Genomic DNA, 16,541 nt, shown 5'->3' on the forward strand with positions numbered 1-16,541 from the left:
CTTCGCGCTGACTGAAACCGAATTTTAAGGACCCACAGATAATGGCTATCGAAATCAAAGCCCCGTCATTCCCGGAATCGGTTGCCGATGGCACCGTTGCCACCTGGCACAAGAAACCAGGCGACGCTGTAAAGCGTGACGACCTGATCGTCGACATCGAGACCGACAAAGTCGTGCTGGAAGTGTTGGCCGAAGCTGACGGCGTGCTGGGCGCAATCGTTGCCGAAGAAGGCGCTACCGTTCTGTCGAACCAGGTGCTGGGCTCGATCGAAGAGGGCAGTGCTGCTGCCGCTGCGCCTGCTGCTGCACCGGCCGCCGCCGCTGCTGCTCCTGCTGCCGCTCCGGCTGCTGGCGCTGAAGACCCGATCGCTGCACCGGCTGCCCGTCAGCTGGCTGAAGAGAACGGCATCAACCTGGCTTCCGTCAAAGGCACCGGCAAAGACGGCCGTGTGACCAAGGAAGACGTGGTTGCGGCTGTTGAAGCCAAGAAAAACGCTCCGGCTGCCGCACCTGCCAAGGCGGCTGCCCCGGCTGCCGCTGCGCCTGTGTTCGCTGCCGGCGACCGCACCGAGAAGCGCGTACCGATGACCCGCGTACGTGCCACCGTGGCCAAGCGTCTGGTTGAAGCCCAGTCGAACATGGCGATGCTGACCACCTTCAACGAAGTCGACATGACCGAAGTCATGGCGCTGCGCTCGAAGTACAAGGATCTGTTCGAGAAGTCCCACAATGGCGTGCGCCTGGGCTTCATGTCGTTCTTCGTGAAAGCGGCCACCGAAGCGCTGAAACGCTTCCCGGCAGTCAACGCTTCCATCGACGGCAACGACATCGTTTACCATGGCTATGCAGACATCGGCGTTGCCGTGTCCAGCGACCGTGGCCTGGTGGTTCCGGTACTGCGTAACGCCGAACTGATGAGCCTGGCTGAAATCGAAGGCGGCATCGCCACCTTCGGCAAGAAAGCCCGTGACGGCAAGCTGACCATCGACGAGATGACCGGCGGTACCTTCACCATCACCAACGGTGGTACCTTCGGTTCGATGATGTCGACCCCGATCGTCAACCCGCCGCAAGCCGCGATCCTGGGCATGCACAACATCATCCAGCGTCCGATGGCCATCAACGGCCAGGTCGTGATCCGCCCGATGATGTACCTGGCGCTGTCGTACGATCACCGCCTGATCGACGGTAAAGAAGCCGTGACTTTCCTGGTGACCATCAAGAACCTGCTGGAAGACCCGGCTCGTCTGTTGCTGGATATCTGATTGAAGCAGCTGCAAGTTGCGAGCTACAAGCTGTAAGAAAAAGCAGCTTGGCTTGCAGCTTGCGGCTAAAAGCTTGTCGCAAATAGAGGATCTATTTTCATGACACAGAAATTTGACGTCGTAGTGATTGGTGCAGGTCCTGGCGGCTATGTTGCCGCGATCAAGGCCGCACAACTGGGCCTCTCGACTGCTTGCATCGAAAAATACACCGACAAGGAAGGCAAACTGGCGCTGGGCGGTACTTGCCTGAACGTCGGTTGCATTCCTTCCAAGGCGCTGCTGGACAGCTCCTGGAAATTCCACGAAGCCCAGGATGGCTTCGCGATCCACGGCATCAACCATGCTGGCGTGACCATGGACGTGCCCGCGATGGTCAGCCGTAAAGCCAACATCGTCAAGGGCCTGACTTCCGGCGTTGCCACCTTGTTCAAGGCCAACGGCGTCACTTCCCTGCAAGGCCACGGCAAGCTGCTGGCTGGCAAGAAAGTTGAAATCACCAAGCCAGACGGCTCGACCGAAATCATCGAAGCCGAGAACGTGATCCTGGCTCCAGGTTCGCGTCCAATCGACATTCCGCCTGCTCCAGTTGACAACAACGTGATCGTTGATTCGACCGGCGCCCTGGAATTCCAGGCTGTGCCTAAGCGCCTGGGCGTGATCGGCGCCGGCGTGATCGGCCTGGAGCTGGGTTCGGTGTGGTCCCGCCTCGGTGCTGAAGTGACCGTGCTGGAAGCCCTGGACACGTTCCTGCTGGCTGCCGACACCGCCGTTTCCAAGGAAGCGCTGAAAACCCTGACCAAACAAGGTCTGGACATCAAGCTGGGCGCTCGCGTCACCGGCTCGAAAGTCAACGGCGAAGAAGTTGTCGTCAACTACACCGACAAGGATGGCGAAAAAACCATCACTTTCGACAAGCTGATCGTAGCCGTGGGTCGCCGTCCAGTGACCACCGACCTGCTGGCTGCCGACAGTGGCGTGAACATCGACGAGCGTGGTTTCATCCATGTTGACGATCACTGCGCGACCACCGTGCCGGGCGTCTACGCCATCGGCGACGTGGTTCGCGGCATGATGCTGGCGCACAAGGCTTCCGAAGAAGGCATCATGGTTGTCGAGCGCATCAAGGGTCACAAAACCCAGATGAACTACGACCTGATCCCATCGGTTATCTACACCCACCCGGAAATTGCATGGGTCGGCAAGAACGAACAGCAGTTGAAAGCTGAAGGCGTTGAAGTTAACGTCGGCACCTTCCCGTTTGCCGCTTCTGGCCGTGCCATGGCAGCCAACGACACCGGTGGTTTTGTCAAAGTCATCGCTGATGCCAAGACTGACCGCGTATTGGGCGTCCACGTGATTGGCCCGAGCGCTGCAGAACTGGTTCAGCAAGGCGCGATCGGTATGGAATTCGGCACCAGTGCCGAGGACCTGGGCATGATGGTCTTCTCCCATCCGACCCTGTCCGAAGCGTTGCACGAAGCAGCGTTGGCAGTGAATGGCGGCGCCATCCACATCGCCAACCGCAAGAAGCGCTAAGCGAGATAATAAGAAACCACGGCGGAGTTGCCCGTCGTGAGCCTTGCGCGCAAGACTCACCGCGGAATATCCGCTGGACGCAGCCTTGCGCAGCTTTACGGGCCTTGAGCCCCGCAAGTTGCGCAAGCAGCAGTCACAGGTGGCGCGGCACTCATAATGAGCGCAGCGCCGAATGCGCAGTACCTAACGAAGACGGTAAAAAGCATGAATCTTCACGAGTATCAGGGTAAGCAGCTGTTCGCTGAATACGGCCTGCCAGTTTCCAAGGGCTACGCAGTAGACACCCCGGAAGCAGCAGCAGAAGCTTGCGACAAAATCGGCGGCAGCGAGTGGGTTGTCAAAGCCCAGGTCCACGCCGGTGGTCGCGGTAAAGCGGGCGGCGTTAAGCTGGTTCGCAGCAAAGAAGACGCCAAGGCCTTCGCACAGCAGTGGCTGGGCAAGCGTCTGGTGACTTACCAGACTGATGCCAATGGCCAGCCAGTCACCAAGATCCTGGTTGAATCGTGCACTGATATCGCTAAAGAGCTGTACCTGGGCGCTGTCGTTGACCGTTCGAGCCGTCGCATCGTGTTCATGGCTTCCACCGAAGGTGGCGTGGACATCGAGAAGATCGCTCACGAAACCCCAGAAAAAATTCTGAAAGCCACCATCGACCCACTGGTTGGCGCTCAGCCATTCCAGGGTCGCGAGCTGGCTTTCCAGTTGGGCCTGGAAGGCAAGCAAGTTGCCCAGTTCGCCAAGATCTTCGTTGGTCTGGCCAAACTGTTCCAGGATCACGATCTGGCCCTGCTGGAAGTGAACCCGCTGGTGATCAAGGCTGACGGCGATCTGCACTGCCTGGACGCCAAGATCAACATCGACGCCAACGCCATGTACCGTCAGCCTAAGCTGAAGACTTTCCACGATCCGTCGCAAGACGATCCGCGCGAAGCGCACGCTGCCAAGTTCGAACTGAACTACGTAGCCCTGGAAGGCAACATCGGCTGCATGGTCAACGGTGCCGGCCTGGCCATGGGTACCATGGACATCGTCAACCTGCATGGCGGCAAACCAGCCAACTTCCTCGACGTGGGCGGTGGTGCTACCAAAGAACGTGTGACCGAAGCCTTCAAGATCATCCTGTCCGACTCCAACGTCGCAGCAGTACTGGTCAACATCTTCGGCGGCATCGTTCGTTGCGACATGATTGCCGAAGGCATCATCGGTGCAGTGAAAGAAGTCGGCGTTAAAATCCCGGTTGTTGTTCGCCTTGAAGGTAACAACGCTGAACTGGGCGCTAAAGTACTGGCAGAAAGCGGTTTGAACATCATCGCGGCTACCAGCCTGACCGACGCTGCTCAACAAGTTGTCAAAGCTGCGGAGGGCAAATAATGAGCGTCCTGATCAATAAAGACACCAAAGTTATCTGCCAGGGTATTACCGGTTCGCAAGGTAGTTTCCACACCCAGCAAGCCATCGAATACGGCACCAAGATGGTTGGCGGCGTAACTCCGGGCAAAGGCGGCACCGAGCACCTGGGCCTGCCAGTGTTCAACACCGTGAAAGACGCTGTAGCTGCCACTGGCGCCACCGCCAGCGTGATCTACGTTCCAGCACCTTTCTGCAAGGACTCCATCCTGGAAGCGGCATTCGGCGGCATCAAGCTGATCGTCTGCATCACCGAAGGCATTCCTACCCTGGACATGCTGGACGCTAAAGTTAAGTGCGACGAGCTGGGCGTAGTCCTGATCGGCCCTAACTGCCCAGGCGTGATCACTCCAGGCGAATGCAAGATCGGCATCATGCCAGGTCACATTCACTTGCCAGGCAAGGTCGGTATCGTTTCCCGTTCCGGCACCCTGACCTACGAAGCGGTGAAGCAGACCACTGACGCCGGTTTCGGTCAGTCGACTTGCGTCGGCATCGGCGGTGACCCGATCCCGGGCTCCAACTTCATCGACATCCTGAAGCTGTTCCAGGAAGACCCGAAGACCGAAGCGATCGTGATGATCGGTGAGATCGGCGGTTCGGCTGAAGAAGAAGCGGCTGCCTACATCAAGGCACACGTGACCAAGCCGGTTGTTTCCTACATCGCTGGTGTGACTGCCCCTGCGGGCAAGCGCATGGGCCATGCTGGCGCAATCATCTCTGGCGGCAAAGGCACTGCAGACGAGAAATTCGCTGCGCTGCAAGACGCCGGTGTAAAAACCGTGCGTTCGCTGGCAGACATCGGCAAGGCCCTGGCCGAGCTGACCGGTTGGGCTGTCAAGTAAGCCTCGCGCTTGGCTGACGCTTCACCACACAAAGGTCACCTTCGGGTGGCCTTTGTGCTTTCCGGGGTTTAATAAAGATCAAAATGTGGGAGGGGGCAAGCCCCCTCCCACATTTGCCTGTATTGCCAAATTAGGTATGAAAATGCGACATGCAGATGTCGCTTATCGGACAGTCCGCCCCGCAACAGTGCGTTCGTCAGCCAATTTCTGTAACCTAGCCGCCTCTTTATGCGTGGGCATCCCAAAAGGAAGCCCCGCGCTAGACCGGTCGGCTCCCATAAGGGCCGGCAGCATTTCCCTCATCCATAGGGAATCCCTCTCTAAATTCCGATTCAGTAGTGTGGTATTTCCTCAAATGAAAGTGTTGAAAAGCCAGGACATCCTGGCGCTGGGCTTTATGACTTTTGCCCTGTTCGTGGGCGCCGGCAATATCATCTTCCCGCCTATTGTTGGTTTGCAGTCGGGGCCTCACGTCTGGATGGCAGCGCTGGGCTTCCTGATCACCGCAGTCGGCTTGCCGGTGGTCACCGTGATCGCCCTGGCCAAGGTCGGTGGTGGCATGGACGCGTTGAGCAGCCCGATCGGCAAGATCGCCGGTGGCCTGCTCGCGGCGGCGGCGTATCTGGCAGTAGGGCCGCTGTTCGCCACCCCGCGTACCGCGACCGTTTCCTTCGAAGTGGGCCTGGCGCCGCTGACCGGTGAAAGCCCGCTGGCGCTGTTCCTCTATAGCTCGGTGTACTTCCTCGTGGTGTTCTTTGTCTCCCTGTACCCAGGTCGGCTGCTGGACACCGTGGGGCGTTTCCTGGCGCCGCTGAAGATCATCGCCCTGGCCATTCTCGGCATCGCCGCGTTTGCCTTGCCGGCCGGTGATGTGGGCGTCGCTACCCCGGAATATGTCGCCGCACCGTTTTCCCAAGGCTTTATCCAGGGTTACCTGACCATGGATACCCTGGGTGCCCTGGTGTTTGGCATCGTGATCGTCAATGCCATCCGCTCCCGTGGCGTCGAGTCGCCCAAGCTGATCACCCGTTACGCCATCATTGCGGGCTTGATTGCCGGCGTGGGCCTGGCCCTGGTGTACTTCAGCCTGTTCCGCCTGGGTTCGGGCAGCCATGCAGTGGCTGCCGGTGCCACTAACGGTGCTGCGGTGCTGCACGCCTATGTGCAACACACCTTCGGCTCCCTGGGCAGTGGCTTCCTGGCCGTGCTGATCTCCCTGGCGTGCCTGGTGACCGCGGTAGGCCTGACCTGTGCCTGCGCCGAGTACTTCAGCAAGATCCTGCCGCTGTCCTACAAGACCCTGGTGGTGATCCTGGCGCTGTTCTCGTTGTTCGTCTCGAACCTGGGCCTGACCAAGCTGATTGCCTTCTCGATCCCGGTGCTGACCGCGATCTATCCGCCGTGCATCGTGCTGGTGGCGCTGAGTTTCTGCAAAGACTTCTGGCAGGAGCAGGGCCGTATCGTTGGCCCGGTAATGCTGGTGTCGTTCATCTTTGGCTGCATCGATGCGCTCAAGGGCGCTGGCCTGGCGGGCTGGATGCCTTCGCAATTGGCCAACCTGCCATTGAGCGAGCAGGGCCTGGCGTGGCTGGTGCCGTCAGTGATGACACTGGTCGTGGCGTTCGCGGTCGATCGCATGCTCGGCAAGCGCAGCGAAGCTATCGCATAACCCACGTTTCTCGCTGTACTGAAATGCCCCGTATCAATCGATACGGGGCATTTTTTATGGGTGAACGGCAGTGTCTTTTTATGTGCGCTAACGTCGAACTGACGCAAATGCTTTTCAGCCCTCATTCTGCAAAGGACCCGCATGTCGTTCATCGAAACCAATCAGATCCACCTGCTTGCCGCCCTATGGTTCGCCCTTTGCTGGGGTGGCTATACCCGATACGCCATTTGGAAGGCCCGCGACACGGCCTGCCTCGCCAGCGTGCTGCACCTGTACCGCGAAGACTGGATGCGCCGCATGCTGCTGCGCGACAACCGCATCGCCGACGCCAGTGTGATCGGCAACCTGGAGCGCAATGCTTCGTTCTTCGCCTCCAGCACGTTGATCATCCTCGCCGGCATTCTCACGGTGTTGGGTGCTTCAGAGCGGGCGGTGTCGTTGCTGGCGGACATACCGATGGTGCAACAAGCGTCCCAAGGCATGTCGCAGATCAAGCTGCTGTGCCTGGCGCTGGTGTTCGTCTATGCGTTCTTTACGTTCAGTTGGTGCATGCGTCAGTACAACTTCGCGGCGGTACTGGTCGGTTCGGCGCCGATGATCGGCGAGCGGGAGGTGTCGGAGCAGGAGCGCAAGGCATTTGCTCTGCGTGCGGCGCGAGTCATCTCCATGGCAGCCAACCAGTTCAACTTTGGCCTGCGCTCTTATTACTTCGGCATGACCATGCTGGCGTGGTTTGTCAGCCCCTGGCTATTCATGTTGATGAGCGCCGGGGTGGTGTTGGTGCTGTATCGGCGGGAGTTTCATTCCGACGTGCTGCAAGTGATGGTGTTTACCCAGACGGATACACCGCCGTCGGAACCGGTTAAAGAAGCAGTTTGATCAACCCTTCAAGTAAAAACACCAGGCAAAGTAAAGCCCGCTATCTAAGCGGGCTTTCTTTTTGCAGCGAAGCTGTTACACGCCGCGGTCTCAAGAACCGGTAGCAGGTGCTGCTTCTTTTGCGGCGGCCTGGTTCGATTCAGCCTGAGCTTTGGCAGCTTCGGCGTTTTCTTTCGCAGCGTCGTTCACTTTATCCTGAGCCTTGGCCATATCTTTCTGAGCTTGCTCAGAATGGGCTGCAGCGTCTTGGGCTTTGTCTTCGGATTTCTTGTCGCAGGCAGCCAGACCGAGGGCAGCGGCCAGCATCATGGAAATAGCTAAAGTCTTGCGCATGGGTGTTTCTCCTTATTGAAGATATCTACTGGCCTTTCGAGCATGGCGCTTCGGCATTAGTTCCTTTTATTTGGTAGATATATAAATCGCTGACTAACAGGAACTTTTGTCCTGGCGGCCATTCTGCGGATCAACACTAATAAGAGTCTGGAACGAATGAGCGAAAATCCCCTGTTAGAGCGTGCGAAGCGCTTTGTATCGGCCTTGCGCCACTGTCAGGTGCTGGGCATTACCGCTCATCAGGCCAGCGAGGAGGGCATCACGCTGATCATGCCTTATGCGCCCCATCTGGTCGGTGATCCCCAATCGGGGGTGATCCACGGCGGTGCGCTCACTTCCCTGATGGACACCGCCTGCGGCATGGCCACCCTGTGCGTATTGCCGGAATTCGAGGTTTGTCCGACCCTCGACCTGCGCGTCGACTACATGCATCCCGCTACCCCACACAAACCGGTGTACGGCTTCGCCCAATGCTACAGGGTGACCACCGACGTGATCTTCACCCGTGGCTTCGCCTACCAGGATGACCCGCAGCAACCCATCGCCCATGTGGTTGGTACATTCATGCGCATGGGCAAGCGCCTCAAGGGCACGCAAGGACTGGGCAGCACGATCAAGGGGGAGCTGGCATGACGCACCGATTCAAGACCCGCCTGGAGCAGGCCCACGGGCGCGGCGATTACGCAGCGCTGCTCAACCTGATCCCCTACGCCAGGCTGATTGGCATCGAATGCACCCGGCTGGGGGATGAGCTGCTGTTTCGCCTGCCGGCCAACAAGGACAATATTGGTAACCCCATATTGCCGGCGCTGCACGGCGGGGTGATCGCGGGTTTCATGGAACTGTCGGCGGCGCTGCACCTGCTGGTGTTCACGGGCGCGCCGGGCATTCCGAAAATCATCGATTTTTCTCTGGACTACCTGCGCGCCGGGCAATTTCGCGACACCTACGCCAAATGCCAGGTATGGCGCCAGGGCCGACGGGTGGCGAACGTGGCGATCACCGCCTGGCAGAGCACCGCGGCCGAGCCCATTGCCACGGCTCGCGCGCATTTCAAGATCGAGGAACCAGGCCACCCTTGAAATCCTGCTCTTAGCCCCCAACTTTGATGACAACCCGCCGCCAACCCTCTAGGGCGCGGCCATTGCCATCCAATTGGAGTTTGATGACCATGAGTGTGGAAACTCAAAAGGAAACCCTGGGCTTCCAGACCGAGGTGAAGCAACTGCTGCACCTCATGATCCATTCGCTGTATTCCAACAAGGAAATCTTCCTTCGCGAATTGATCTCGAACGCCTCTGACGCTGTCGACAAATTACGTTTCGAAGCCCTGTCCAAGCCTGAGTTGCTGGAAGGTGGCGCCGAACTGAAGATCCGTGTGAGCTTCGACAAGGACGCCAAGACCGTCACGATCGAAGACAACGGTATCGGCATGAGCCGTGACGATGCGGTCGCCCACCTGGGCACCATCGCCAAATCTGGCACCGCCGATTTCATGAAGAACCTCTCGGGCGACCAGAAGAAAGATTCGCACCTGATCGGCCAATTCGGCGTGGGCTTCTACTCGGCCTTCATCGTTGCCGACAAGGTTGAAGTATTCAGCCGCCGTGCCGGCCTCGACGCCAGCGAAGGCGTGCACTGGTCCTCCAAAGGCGAGGGCGAGTTCGAAATCGCCACCGTCGACAAGGCTGACCGTGGCACCCGTATCGTGTTGCACCTGAAATCCGGTGAAGACGAATTCGCCGATGGCTGGCGCCTGCGCAATATCGTCAAGAAGTACTCCGACCATATCGCCCTGCCGATCGAATTGCCGAAAGAACAAGCGGCTGCTGAAGGCGAAGAGGTCCCTGCCCAGGAATGGGAAGTGGTCAACCGTGCCAGCGCGCTGTGGACCCGTCCGCGTACCGAGATCAAGGACGAGGAATACCAGGAGTTCTACAAGCACATCGGTCACGACTACGAAAACCCGCTGAGCTGGAGCCACAACAGGGTCGAAGGCAATCTGGAATACAGCTCGCTGCTGTACGTGCCGGCCCGTGCTCCGTTCGACCTGTACCAGCGTGAAGCGCCAAGAGGCCTGAAACTCTACGTGCAGCGTGTGTTCGTGATGGACCAGGCGGAATCGTTCCTGCCGCTGTACCTGCGCTTCATCAAGGGTGTGGTCGATTCCAACGACCTGTCGCTGAACGTGTCGCGGGAAATCCTGCAGAAAGACCCGATCATCGACTCGATGAAGTCGGCGCTGACCAAGCGCGTGCTCGACATGCTGGAAAAACTGGCGAAGAACGAGCCTGAGCAATACAAGGGCTTCTGGAAAAACTTCGGCCAGGTCATGAAAGAAGGCCCGGCGGAAGACTTTGCCAACAAGGAAAAAATCGCCGGCCTGCTGCGTTTTGCTTCCACCCAGGGCGACGACGGCGAGCAGGTTGTGTCCCTGGCCGAGTACCTGGCGCGCGCCAAGGAAGGTCAGGACAAGATCTACTACCTCACTGGCGAAACCTACGCCCAGGTCAAGAACAGCCCGCACCTGGAAGTCTTCCGCAAGAAAGGCATCGAAGTGCTGCTGCTGACCGACCGTATCGATGAGTGGCTGATGAGCTACCTCAACGAGTTCGACGGCAAGGCCTTTGTCGACGTGGCCCGTGGTAACCTGGACCTGGGTAGCCTGGACTCCGAGGAAGAGAAGAAAGAAGCCGAAGAAGTCGCCAAGTCCAAAGAGGGCCTGGTCGAGCGCATCAAGGCATCCTTGGGCGATGCCGTCAGCGAAGTGCGTGTCTCGCACCGCCTGACCGATTCCCCGGCGATCCTGGCCATCGGCGAGCAGGACCTGGGCATGCAGATGCGCCAGATCCTCGAAGCCAGCGGGCAGAAGGTGCCGGATTCCAAGCCGATCTTCGAATTCAACCCGGCTCATCCGCTGATCGAGAAACTCGATGGCGAGCAGAGCGAAGAGCGTTTTGGCGACCTGTCGCACATCCTGTTCGACCAGGCGGCCCTGGCCGCTGGCGACAGCTTGAAAGACCCGGCTGCCTATGTGCGCCGCCTGAACAAGCTGTTGGTTGAACTGTCGGTTTGACCCTGATGTAGAAAAACCCGCTTCGGCGGGTTTTTTCGTTCTAACGCACCTCAACTGGAGTAAATGATGAGCCAAGTCACTGTACGTTCCGTGGTCTATCAGATTGATGGCCAGTCCTACGAAAGCCGCCTTGCGTTCGACGCCAATCATAAAGGCCCGCTGCCGGGGCTGTTGATGGCTCCGAATTGGATGGGGGTGAGTGCGGGTGCCGAAGAGATCGCCAAAAGCGTGGCCGGCAAGGGCTACGTGGTGCTGATTGCCGACCTGTACGGGCAGACCGTACGCCCGTCGAATGGCGATGAAGCCGGCGCAGCGATGATGCCGCTGAAGAACGACCGTGCGTTGTTGAACAAGCGTATGCAGGCGGCCTTCGAGCAGTTGCAGGGACAGACCGAGGCCGTTGTCGATACGTCGAAACTGGCGACCTTTGGTTTCTGCTTCGGTGGTTGCTGCTCCCTGGAGCTGGCGCGTACCGGTGCGCCGGTCAAGGCGGCCATCTCGTTCCACGGCACCCTCGACACGCCAAACCCGGCGGACGCAAAGAACATCAAGGGCTCAGTGCTGGTGCTGCACGGCGCTTGCGACCCGCTGGTGCCGAAGGAACAACTGCCGGCGTTCGAAGATGAAATGAACGCAGCCGGCGTGGATTGGCAACTGCTGAGCTATGGCGGCGCGGTGCATTCCTTCACCGACCCCCATGCCAATGTGCCGGGCAAGATGATGTACGACGCCAAGACCGCCAAGCGGGCGTTCCAGTCGATGCATAACTTGCTGGATGAAGTGTTCAAGGGCTGATTTTTCAGCGCCTGTCCGGGCCTAATCGGGGGCAAGCCCCCTCCCACACTTGGATGCAATCACTGATCAAATGTGGGAGGGGGCTTGCCCCCGATGGCTATCTCAATGGCAACTCAATTCTTTCAGACTCACCCGGCACCGTCGGCCAATCCCCGGCCGCCCAGCGCTGCCTGGCCTGTTCAATCACCGCCGGATCACTCGCGACAAAATTCCAATTGATCCGCCGTGGCCCATCCAGCGGCGCGCCACCAAACACCACCAAGTGGCAATCACTGTCCGCAAACAACGTCATCTCCTGCCCGGTCGGCAATACCACCAGGCTGTGCACTTCCAGCGCCACGCTGTCCAACTGAGCTTCACCCTCCAATACATACACCGCACGTTCTTCATGCTCTTCAGGCACCAGCAGGGTCGTAGCCGTCTGCATCCGCACCTCGGCATACAGGGTGGGCGACAGCACCGGCACCGGTGACTTGAGACAGAACCCATCCCCTGCGATCAGGCGTATCTGCACGCCCAGGTTCTCACTCACCGGCAGACTCGCCGCCGGGTGATGGCTGTAATGTCCCGGCCCGGTCTCGTGGTCTTTGGGCGAGGCCAGCCACACTTGCAGCCCGTGCAGGCTGAAACCCTCGGCCCTGAGGGCTTCGGGTGTGCGTTCGACATGAGCGATGGCACTGCCGGCGGTCATCCAGCTGACGTCGCCGGCCTGCACCACCTGGTCCGAGCCCAGGCTGTCCTTGTGCTGCAACGCGCCTTCGAACAGATAGGTGAGGGTGGACAGACCGATATGCGGGTGTTGGCGGATATTCATGCCATCGCCCGGTGCATAGCGGGTCAGCAGCATGTGGTCGAAAAACACAAAAGGCCCGACGCTGCGGCATTCGCGCGACGGCAGCGGGCGCAGGATAGGTTGCCCTTCGACATCTTCGGGGCGAGGGCGGATCACGGTGAGGGTGGTCATGGTGCGTCCCAGTCTGAGCGGGTTGGATGCTGCTGAGCATAACCCGCTCGACGGGAGGTTGCCGCTATTGGCTGAAGGCGCCTTCCGACAGCTTGGTGTCGATGCTGATCTCGGCGGTAGTCATCAGCTTGTGCACCGGGCAGCGATCCGCTACGCGATGCAGCTCATCGCGTTGTTCGTCAGTGAGTACGCCCTTGAGCGTGAGCTTGACGTTGAGTCTGTATTTGCCCTTTTGTTCTTCGGTGGCGTCGTGGCTGACTTCCACAGTCACGCCGGTGAGCGGGATGTCTTTTTTCTGGGCGTAGAGCTTCACGGTCAGGGCTTTGCACGAGGCGAGGGCGGCGTCGAAGTAGTCATGGGGGGAGGGCGCCGAATCGTCACCGCCCAGGCTTTTGGGCAGGTCGGTGAACAACTCGTGGTTGTCGATATTGAGGCTATGGCGAAAGTTGTCCTGGTTCAGGGTGTTTACGGTAACTGGCATGGCAAACCTCACAGGGTGGCAGGATGAAGGTCATGCAGTTATAGAGCATGCTGGCACTTCGGTGTTCCTTGTTTTTGCCGGATGAACCCCGGCAAGGCGTTCAGGGTCTACCCGTATCAGCCCCTATCGAGGTGTTACCGTGCCCTGGACTCGCCTGACTCTTGCCCTGTTGTTCGCCGCCGGCAGCCTGGCCGCGCAGGCCCGCGATTATGCCTACAGCGATGCGCACCTGCATTACGTGGACTTCTTCCAGGAAACGGCGGGCATGGACAAGCTGCTCAAGGCGATGGCCGACAATCGCATCGATCACGTGATGATTTCTGGTATTCCCGTTGCGAAGAAATGGCACGAGGACGAACCCAAGCGACCGCGCTACTACGCCGGCGACGACGCGGATGCCTATTGGTACAGCGCCACCGATGTGATCGTGGCCGCAGCGGTCAACAAGCTGACCCCCGGGCAGCGCCAGCACTTTCATCCGTTCCTGTCCGGCTTCAACCCCAACGACAAGAACTCGGCCGCCCATATCCAACGTATGCTCGATCTCAATCCAGGACTGTGGCATGGCATCGGCGAGGTTTTTACCCGACATGACGACCTCACGGCCATCACTGCTGGTGACACACCACGGGCCAATAACGAAGCCATGACCCGCATCTATCACCTGGCGGCGGAAAATGATTTGCCGGTGATGCTGCACTCCAACATCACCTCCAAGCGCGAGCGCAACCCGCTGTACCTGGCTGAGGTCGAAGAACCCCTGCGCAACCACCCGCACACCCGTTTTATCTGGGCCCATGCTGGCACCAGCAAGGAGATCCATCGTCATCAGGTACAGATGGACTTTTTGCTGCCCACCTTGAGCCGCATGCTGGAGGCGTACCCCAACCTTTACATCGATCTGTCCTGGAGCGTGCTCACGCCCTACTTGCTGGATGATGCAGGCCAGCCTCGCCCCGAGTGGGTAAAACTGGTGGAGCGCTTTCCCGAGCGCTTTATGCTCGGCTCGGACGTCGTAGGGCGCTTCAACAAGTTGGGTAAGCAAATGCGCAGCTTCGACCCGTTCCTCGATGCACTCTCCGAAGGGGTCGCCCGCAAAGTGGCCCGCGATAACTTCCTGGCGATCCTGCCTGAGTCGACTCGCGATGGTGCCGCTGATTGATATCGCGTTTTGCTCTTGCTTCGGTATAGGGCACAGGCAGTTGCAAGCCTTGAGCGACGAGCTGCAAGTGGTTCGAGTGCTCTTCTCTTGCGGCTATAGCTTGAAACCTATGGCTCTGAAAGCAAAAAGCCCCGAACCAGTCGGGGCTTTTTCATGCGGTCAAGCTACAGGTCTTACTGACCCTGCCAGCGTTTCAGCACCAGGGTGGCGTTGGTGCCACCGAAGCCGAAGCTGTTGCTCATCACGGTGTCGATTTTTGCATTCTCGACAGTCTTGGTCAGGATTGGCATATCCGCCACGACCGGATCAATCTCGTCGATGTTGGCTGAGCCGGCCATGAAGTTGCCTTCCATCATCAGCAGGCAGTAGATCGCTTCGTGAACGCCGGCGGCGCCCAGGGAGTGACCGGACAGGCTCTTGGTAGAGCTGATGGCCGGGGCCTTGTCGCCGAATACCGCACGCACGCCTTCCATTTCCTTGGCATCGCCGACCGGAGTCGAGGTGCCGTGGGTGTTCAGGTAGTCGATTGGGGTGTCCACGGTGGACATGGCCATCTGCATGCAACGGATGGCGCCTTCACCGCTTGGGGCAACCATGTCGTAACCGTCGGAGGTCGCGCCGTAGCCGACGATTTCCGCGTAGATCTTGGCGCCACGGGCCAGGGCGTGTTCCAGCTCCTCGACCACCACCATGCCGCCACCGCCGGCGATGACGAAACCGTCACGCTTGGCGTCGTAGGCGCGGGAGGCCTTTTCCGGGGTTTCGTTGTACTGGGTGGACAGTGCACCCATGGCGTCGAACAGGAACGACTGGCTCCAATGTTCTTCTTCACCGCCGCCGGCGAACACGATGTCCTGCTTGCCCAGCTGGATCTGCTCAACGGCAGTCCCGATGCAGTGAGCGCTGGTGGCGCACGCGGAGGAGATCGAGTAGTTCACGCCCTTGATCTGGAACGGCGTGGCCAGACAGGCCGAAACGGTGCTGCCCATGGTCCGTGTGACACGGTACGGGCCAACGCGCTTGACGCCTTTTTCGCGCAGGATGTCCAGCGCTTCCATCTGGTTGAGGGTCGATGCGCCGCCGGAGCCGGCGATCAGGCCGGTGCGTACGTTCGATACCTGGTCGTCGCTCAGGCCGGAGTCGGCGATCGCGTCTTTCATCGCCAGGTAGGCGTAGGCGGCAGCGTGGCCGACGAAGCGATAGATCTTGCGATCGATCAGTTCTTCGAGGGGCAGGTCGATGGAGCCGGAAACCTGGCTACGCAGACCCATTTCGGCATATTCCGGGTTGAAGCGGATGCCAGGGCGACTTGCACGCAGGTTAGCGGTGACGGTCTCTTTGTCATTGCCCAGGCAAGAAACAATGCCCAGACCAGTGATAACGACGCGGCGCATGCGGATAACCCTTAAAAGTTGTCAGTGGAAGTGAATACGCCGACCCGAAGGCCTTCGGCAGTATAGATCTCGCGACCGTCGACGCTCACCGAACCATCGGCGATGGCCAGGTTCAGCTTGCCCTTGAGGACGCGCTTGATCTGAATGTTGTAGGTGACTTTCCTGGCGGTCGGCAGGACCTGGCCAAAGAACTTCACTTCGCCCGAACCCAGGGCGCGACCGCGGCCCGGCAGGCCTTGCCAGCCCAGGAAGAAACCGACCAGCTGCCACATGGCGTCAAGGCCCAGGCAGCCCGGCATCACAGGGTCGCCTTCGAAATGGCAGGCGAAGAACCACAGGTCCGGGGTGATATCCAGCTCGGCGACCAATTCACCTTTGCCGTACTTGCCACCCTCTTCGCTGATATGGGTGATGCGATCCACCATCAGCATGTTCGGGGCGGGCAGTTGCGCGTTACCTGGGCCGAACAGCTCACCGCGACTGCAGCGCAGCAGATCTTCCCGAGTAAAGGCGTTTTGTTTGGTCATGCGAGCTCCTCAATAATCCCATGCGGCAGGGTAGGGCAAATCTTCCCGAACCGAATGAAGCGTTCATGCCTCATGTCGGCAGCCTACACGTAGACTATTGCGTTGTAGTGAAAGTCACAGCGGCAAGGTACTGAATGTACACTTGTTCACTGAAATTTTAAACCGGGCCCGTTTATGGGCCCGTTCGGGTGCCTAAGACTGCCGCACT

16 protein-coding genes are annotated in these 16,541 nt (G+C 59.2%); 11 read left to right on the forward strand and 5 right to left on the reverse strand.

The annotated features are described in order from the left end of the window. Positions 1-41 precede the first annotated feature (41 nt). The 6 genes from odhB to AC3WP7_RS25810 all read left to right on the forward strand — a co-directional run bounded on the left by odhB (position 42) and on the right by AC3WP7_RS25810 (position 7,601). Positions 42-1,265 (forward strand): 2-oxoglutarate dehydrogenase complex dihydrolipoyllysine-residue succinyltransferase, encoded by a 1,224-nt coding sequence (odhB, locus tag AC3WP7_RS25785; RefSeq protein ID WP_093123151.1) that lies wholly within the window; start codon positions 42-44, stop codon positions 1,263-1,265. A gap of 99 nt (positions 1,266-1,364) precedes the next feature. After that, positions 1,365-2,801 (forward strand): dihydrolipoyl dehydrogenase, encoded by a 1,437-nt coding sequence (gene lpdA / locus AC3WP7_RS25790; RefSeq protein WP_092247838.1) that lies wholly within the window; start codon positions 1,365-1,367, stop codon positions 2,799-2,801. A 204-nt stretch (positions 2,802-3,005) separates the two neighbouring features. Then, positions 3,006-4,172, forward strand: coding sequence for an ADP-forming succinate--CoA ligase subunit beta (gene sucC / locus AC3WP7_RS25795; RefSeq protein WP_003190011.1), 1,167 nt, complete (start codon positions 3,006-3,008; stop codon positions 4,170-4,172). Next, positions 4,172-5,053, forward strand: a complete 882-nt coding sequence (gene sucD / locus AC3WP7_RS25800; RefSeq protein ID WP_003172813.1) for a succinate--CoA ligase subunit alpha — start codon at positions 4,172-4,174, stop codon at positions 5,051-5,053. The genes sucC and sucD overlap by 1 nt, the downstream gene beginning before the upstream one ends. Before the next feature lie 355 nt (positions 5,054-5,408). Next, on the forward strand, positions 5,409-6,722 hold the full coding sequence (gene brnQ, locus AC3WP7_RS25805; protein WP_071489581.1) for a branched-chain amino acid transport system II carrier protein: 1,314 nt from the start codon (positions 5,409-5,411) through the stop codon (positions 6,720-6,722). Positions 6,723-6,863: 141 nt separating this feature from the next. Beyond that, on the forward strand, positions 6,864-7,601 hold the full coding sequence (locus tag AC3WP7_RS25810) for a DUF599 domain-containing protein (RefSeq protein WP_092247844.1): 738 nt from the start codon (positions 6,864-6,866) through the stop codon (positions 7,599-7,601). Positions 7,602-7,691: 90 nt separating this feature from the next. Here the strand turns inward: AC3WP7_RS25810 and AC3WP7_RS25815 are convergent, their stop codons facing one another. Beyond that, positions 7,692-7,934 carry a hypothetical protein gene (locus AC3WP7_RS25815; RefSeq protein ID WP_058427885.1) on the reverse strand — a complete coding sequence of 81 codons (243 nt, stop codon included), beginning with the start codon at positions 7,932-7,934 and terminating at the stop codon, positions 7,692-7,694. A gap of 156 nt (positions 7,935-8,090) precedes the next feature. On the opposite strand from AC3WP7_RS25815, the gene AC3WP7_RS25820 reads away from it, so the two are divergent. The 4 genes from AC3WP7_RS25820 to AC3WP7_RS25835 all read left to right on the forward strand — a co-directional run bounded on the left by AC3WP7_RS25820 (position 8,091) and on the right by AC3WP7_RS25835 (position 11,805). Beyond that, positions 8,091-8,567: a PaaI family thioesterase gene (locus tag AC3WP7_RS25820; RefSeq protein WP_102592523.1), complete on the forward strand. Its 477-nt coding sequence runs from the start codon at positions 8,091-8,093 to the stop codon at positions 8,565-8,567. After that, complete coding sequence (locus tag AC3WP7_RS25825; protein WP_092247850.1) at positions 8,564-9,016, forward strand: PaaI family thioesterase; 453 nt, start codon at positions 8,564-8,566, stop codon at positions 9,014-9,016. The genes AC3WP7_RS25820 and AC3WP7_RS25825 overlap by 4 nt, the downstream gene beginning before the upstream one ends. Before the next feature lie 89 nt (positions 9,017-9,105). Further along, positions 9,106-11,010, forward strand: a complete 1,905-nt coding sequence (htpG, locus tag AC3WP7_RS25830) for a molecular chaperone HtpG (protein WP_102592537.1) — start codon at positions 9,106-9,108, stop codon at positions 11,008-11,010. 66 nt (positions 11,011-11,076) lie between these two features. Then, entirely contained in the window at positions 11,077-11,805 is a 729-nt protein-coding gene (locus tag AC3WP7_RS25835) for a dienelactone hydrolase family protein (RefSeq protein ID WP_092247853.1), read from the forward strand. Positions 11,806-11,902: 97 nt separating this feature from the next. Here AC3WP7_RS25835 and AC3WP7_RS25840 read toward each other — a convergent pair whose 3' ends face one another. Both AC3WP7_RS25840 and AC3WP7_RS25845 read right to left on the reverse strand, forming a co-directional pair. Continuing rightward, entirely contained in the window at positions 11,903-12,769 is an 867-nt protein-coding gene (locus tag AC3WP7_RS25840; protein ID WP_093123133.1) for a pirin family protein, read from the reverse strand. Between the two features lie 64 nt (positions 12,770-12,833). Further along, a complete protein-coding gene (locus AC3WP7_RS25845; protein ID WP_092247858.1) occupies positions 12,834-13,250 on the reverse strand; it encodes an OsmC family protein in 417 nt (138 codons plus the stop codon). Positions 13,251-13,389: 139 nt separating this feature from the next. On the opposite strand from AC3WP7_RS25845, the gene AC3WP7_RS25850 reads away from it, so the two are divergent. Beyond that, the gene (locus AC3WP7_RS25850) at positions 13,390-14,412 is read left to right on the forward strand and encodes an amidohydrolase family protein (protein WP_102592522.1); all 1,023 of its coding nucleotides are present in this window, start codon (positions 13,390-13,392) and stop codon (positions 14,410-14,412) included. Positions 14,413-14,585: 173 nt separating this feature from the next. On the opposite strand, the gene fabB is transcribed toward AC3WP7_RS25850, so the two are convergent. Together fabB and fabA are read right to left on the reverse strand one after the other, a co-directional pair. After that, entirely contained in the window at positions 14,586-15,806 is a 1,221-nt protein-coding gene (gene fabB / locus AC3WP7_RS25855) for a beta-ketoacyl-ACP synthase I (protein ID WP_016974674.1), read from the reverse strand. Between the two features lie 11 nt (positions 15,807-15,817). Further along, positions 15,818-16,333 (reverse strand): 3-hydroxyacyl-[acyl-carrier-protein] dehydratase FabA, encoded by a 516-nt coding sequence (gene fabA / locus AC3WP7_RS25860; RefSeq protein ID WP_071489573.1) that lies wholly within the window; start codon positions 16,331-16,333, stop codon positions 15,818-15,820. Positions 16,334-16,541 lie beyond the last annotated feature (208 nt).

It is taken from the genome of Pseudomonas sp. FW305-3-2-15-C-LB1 (assembly GCF_058787615.1).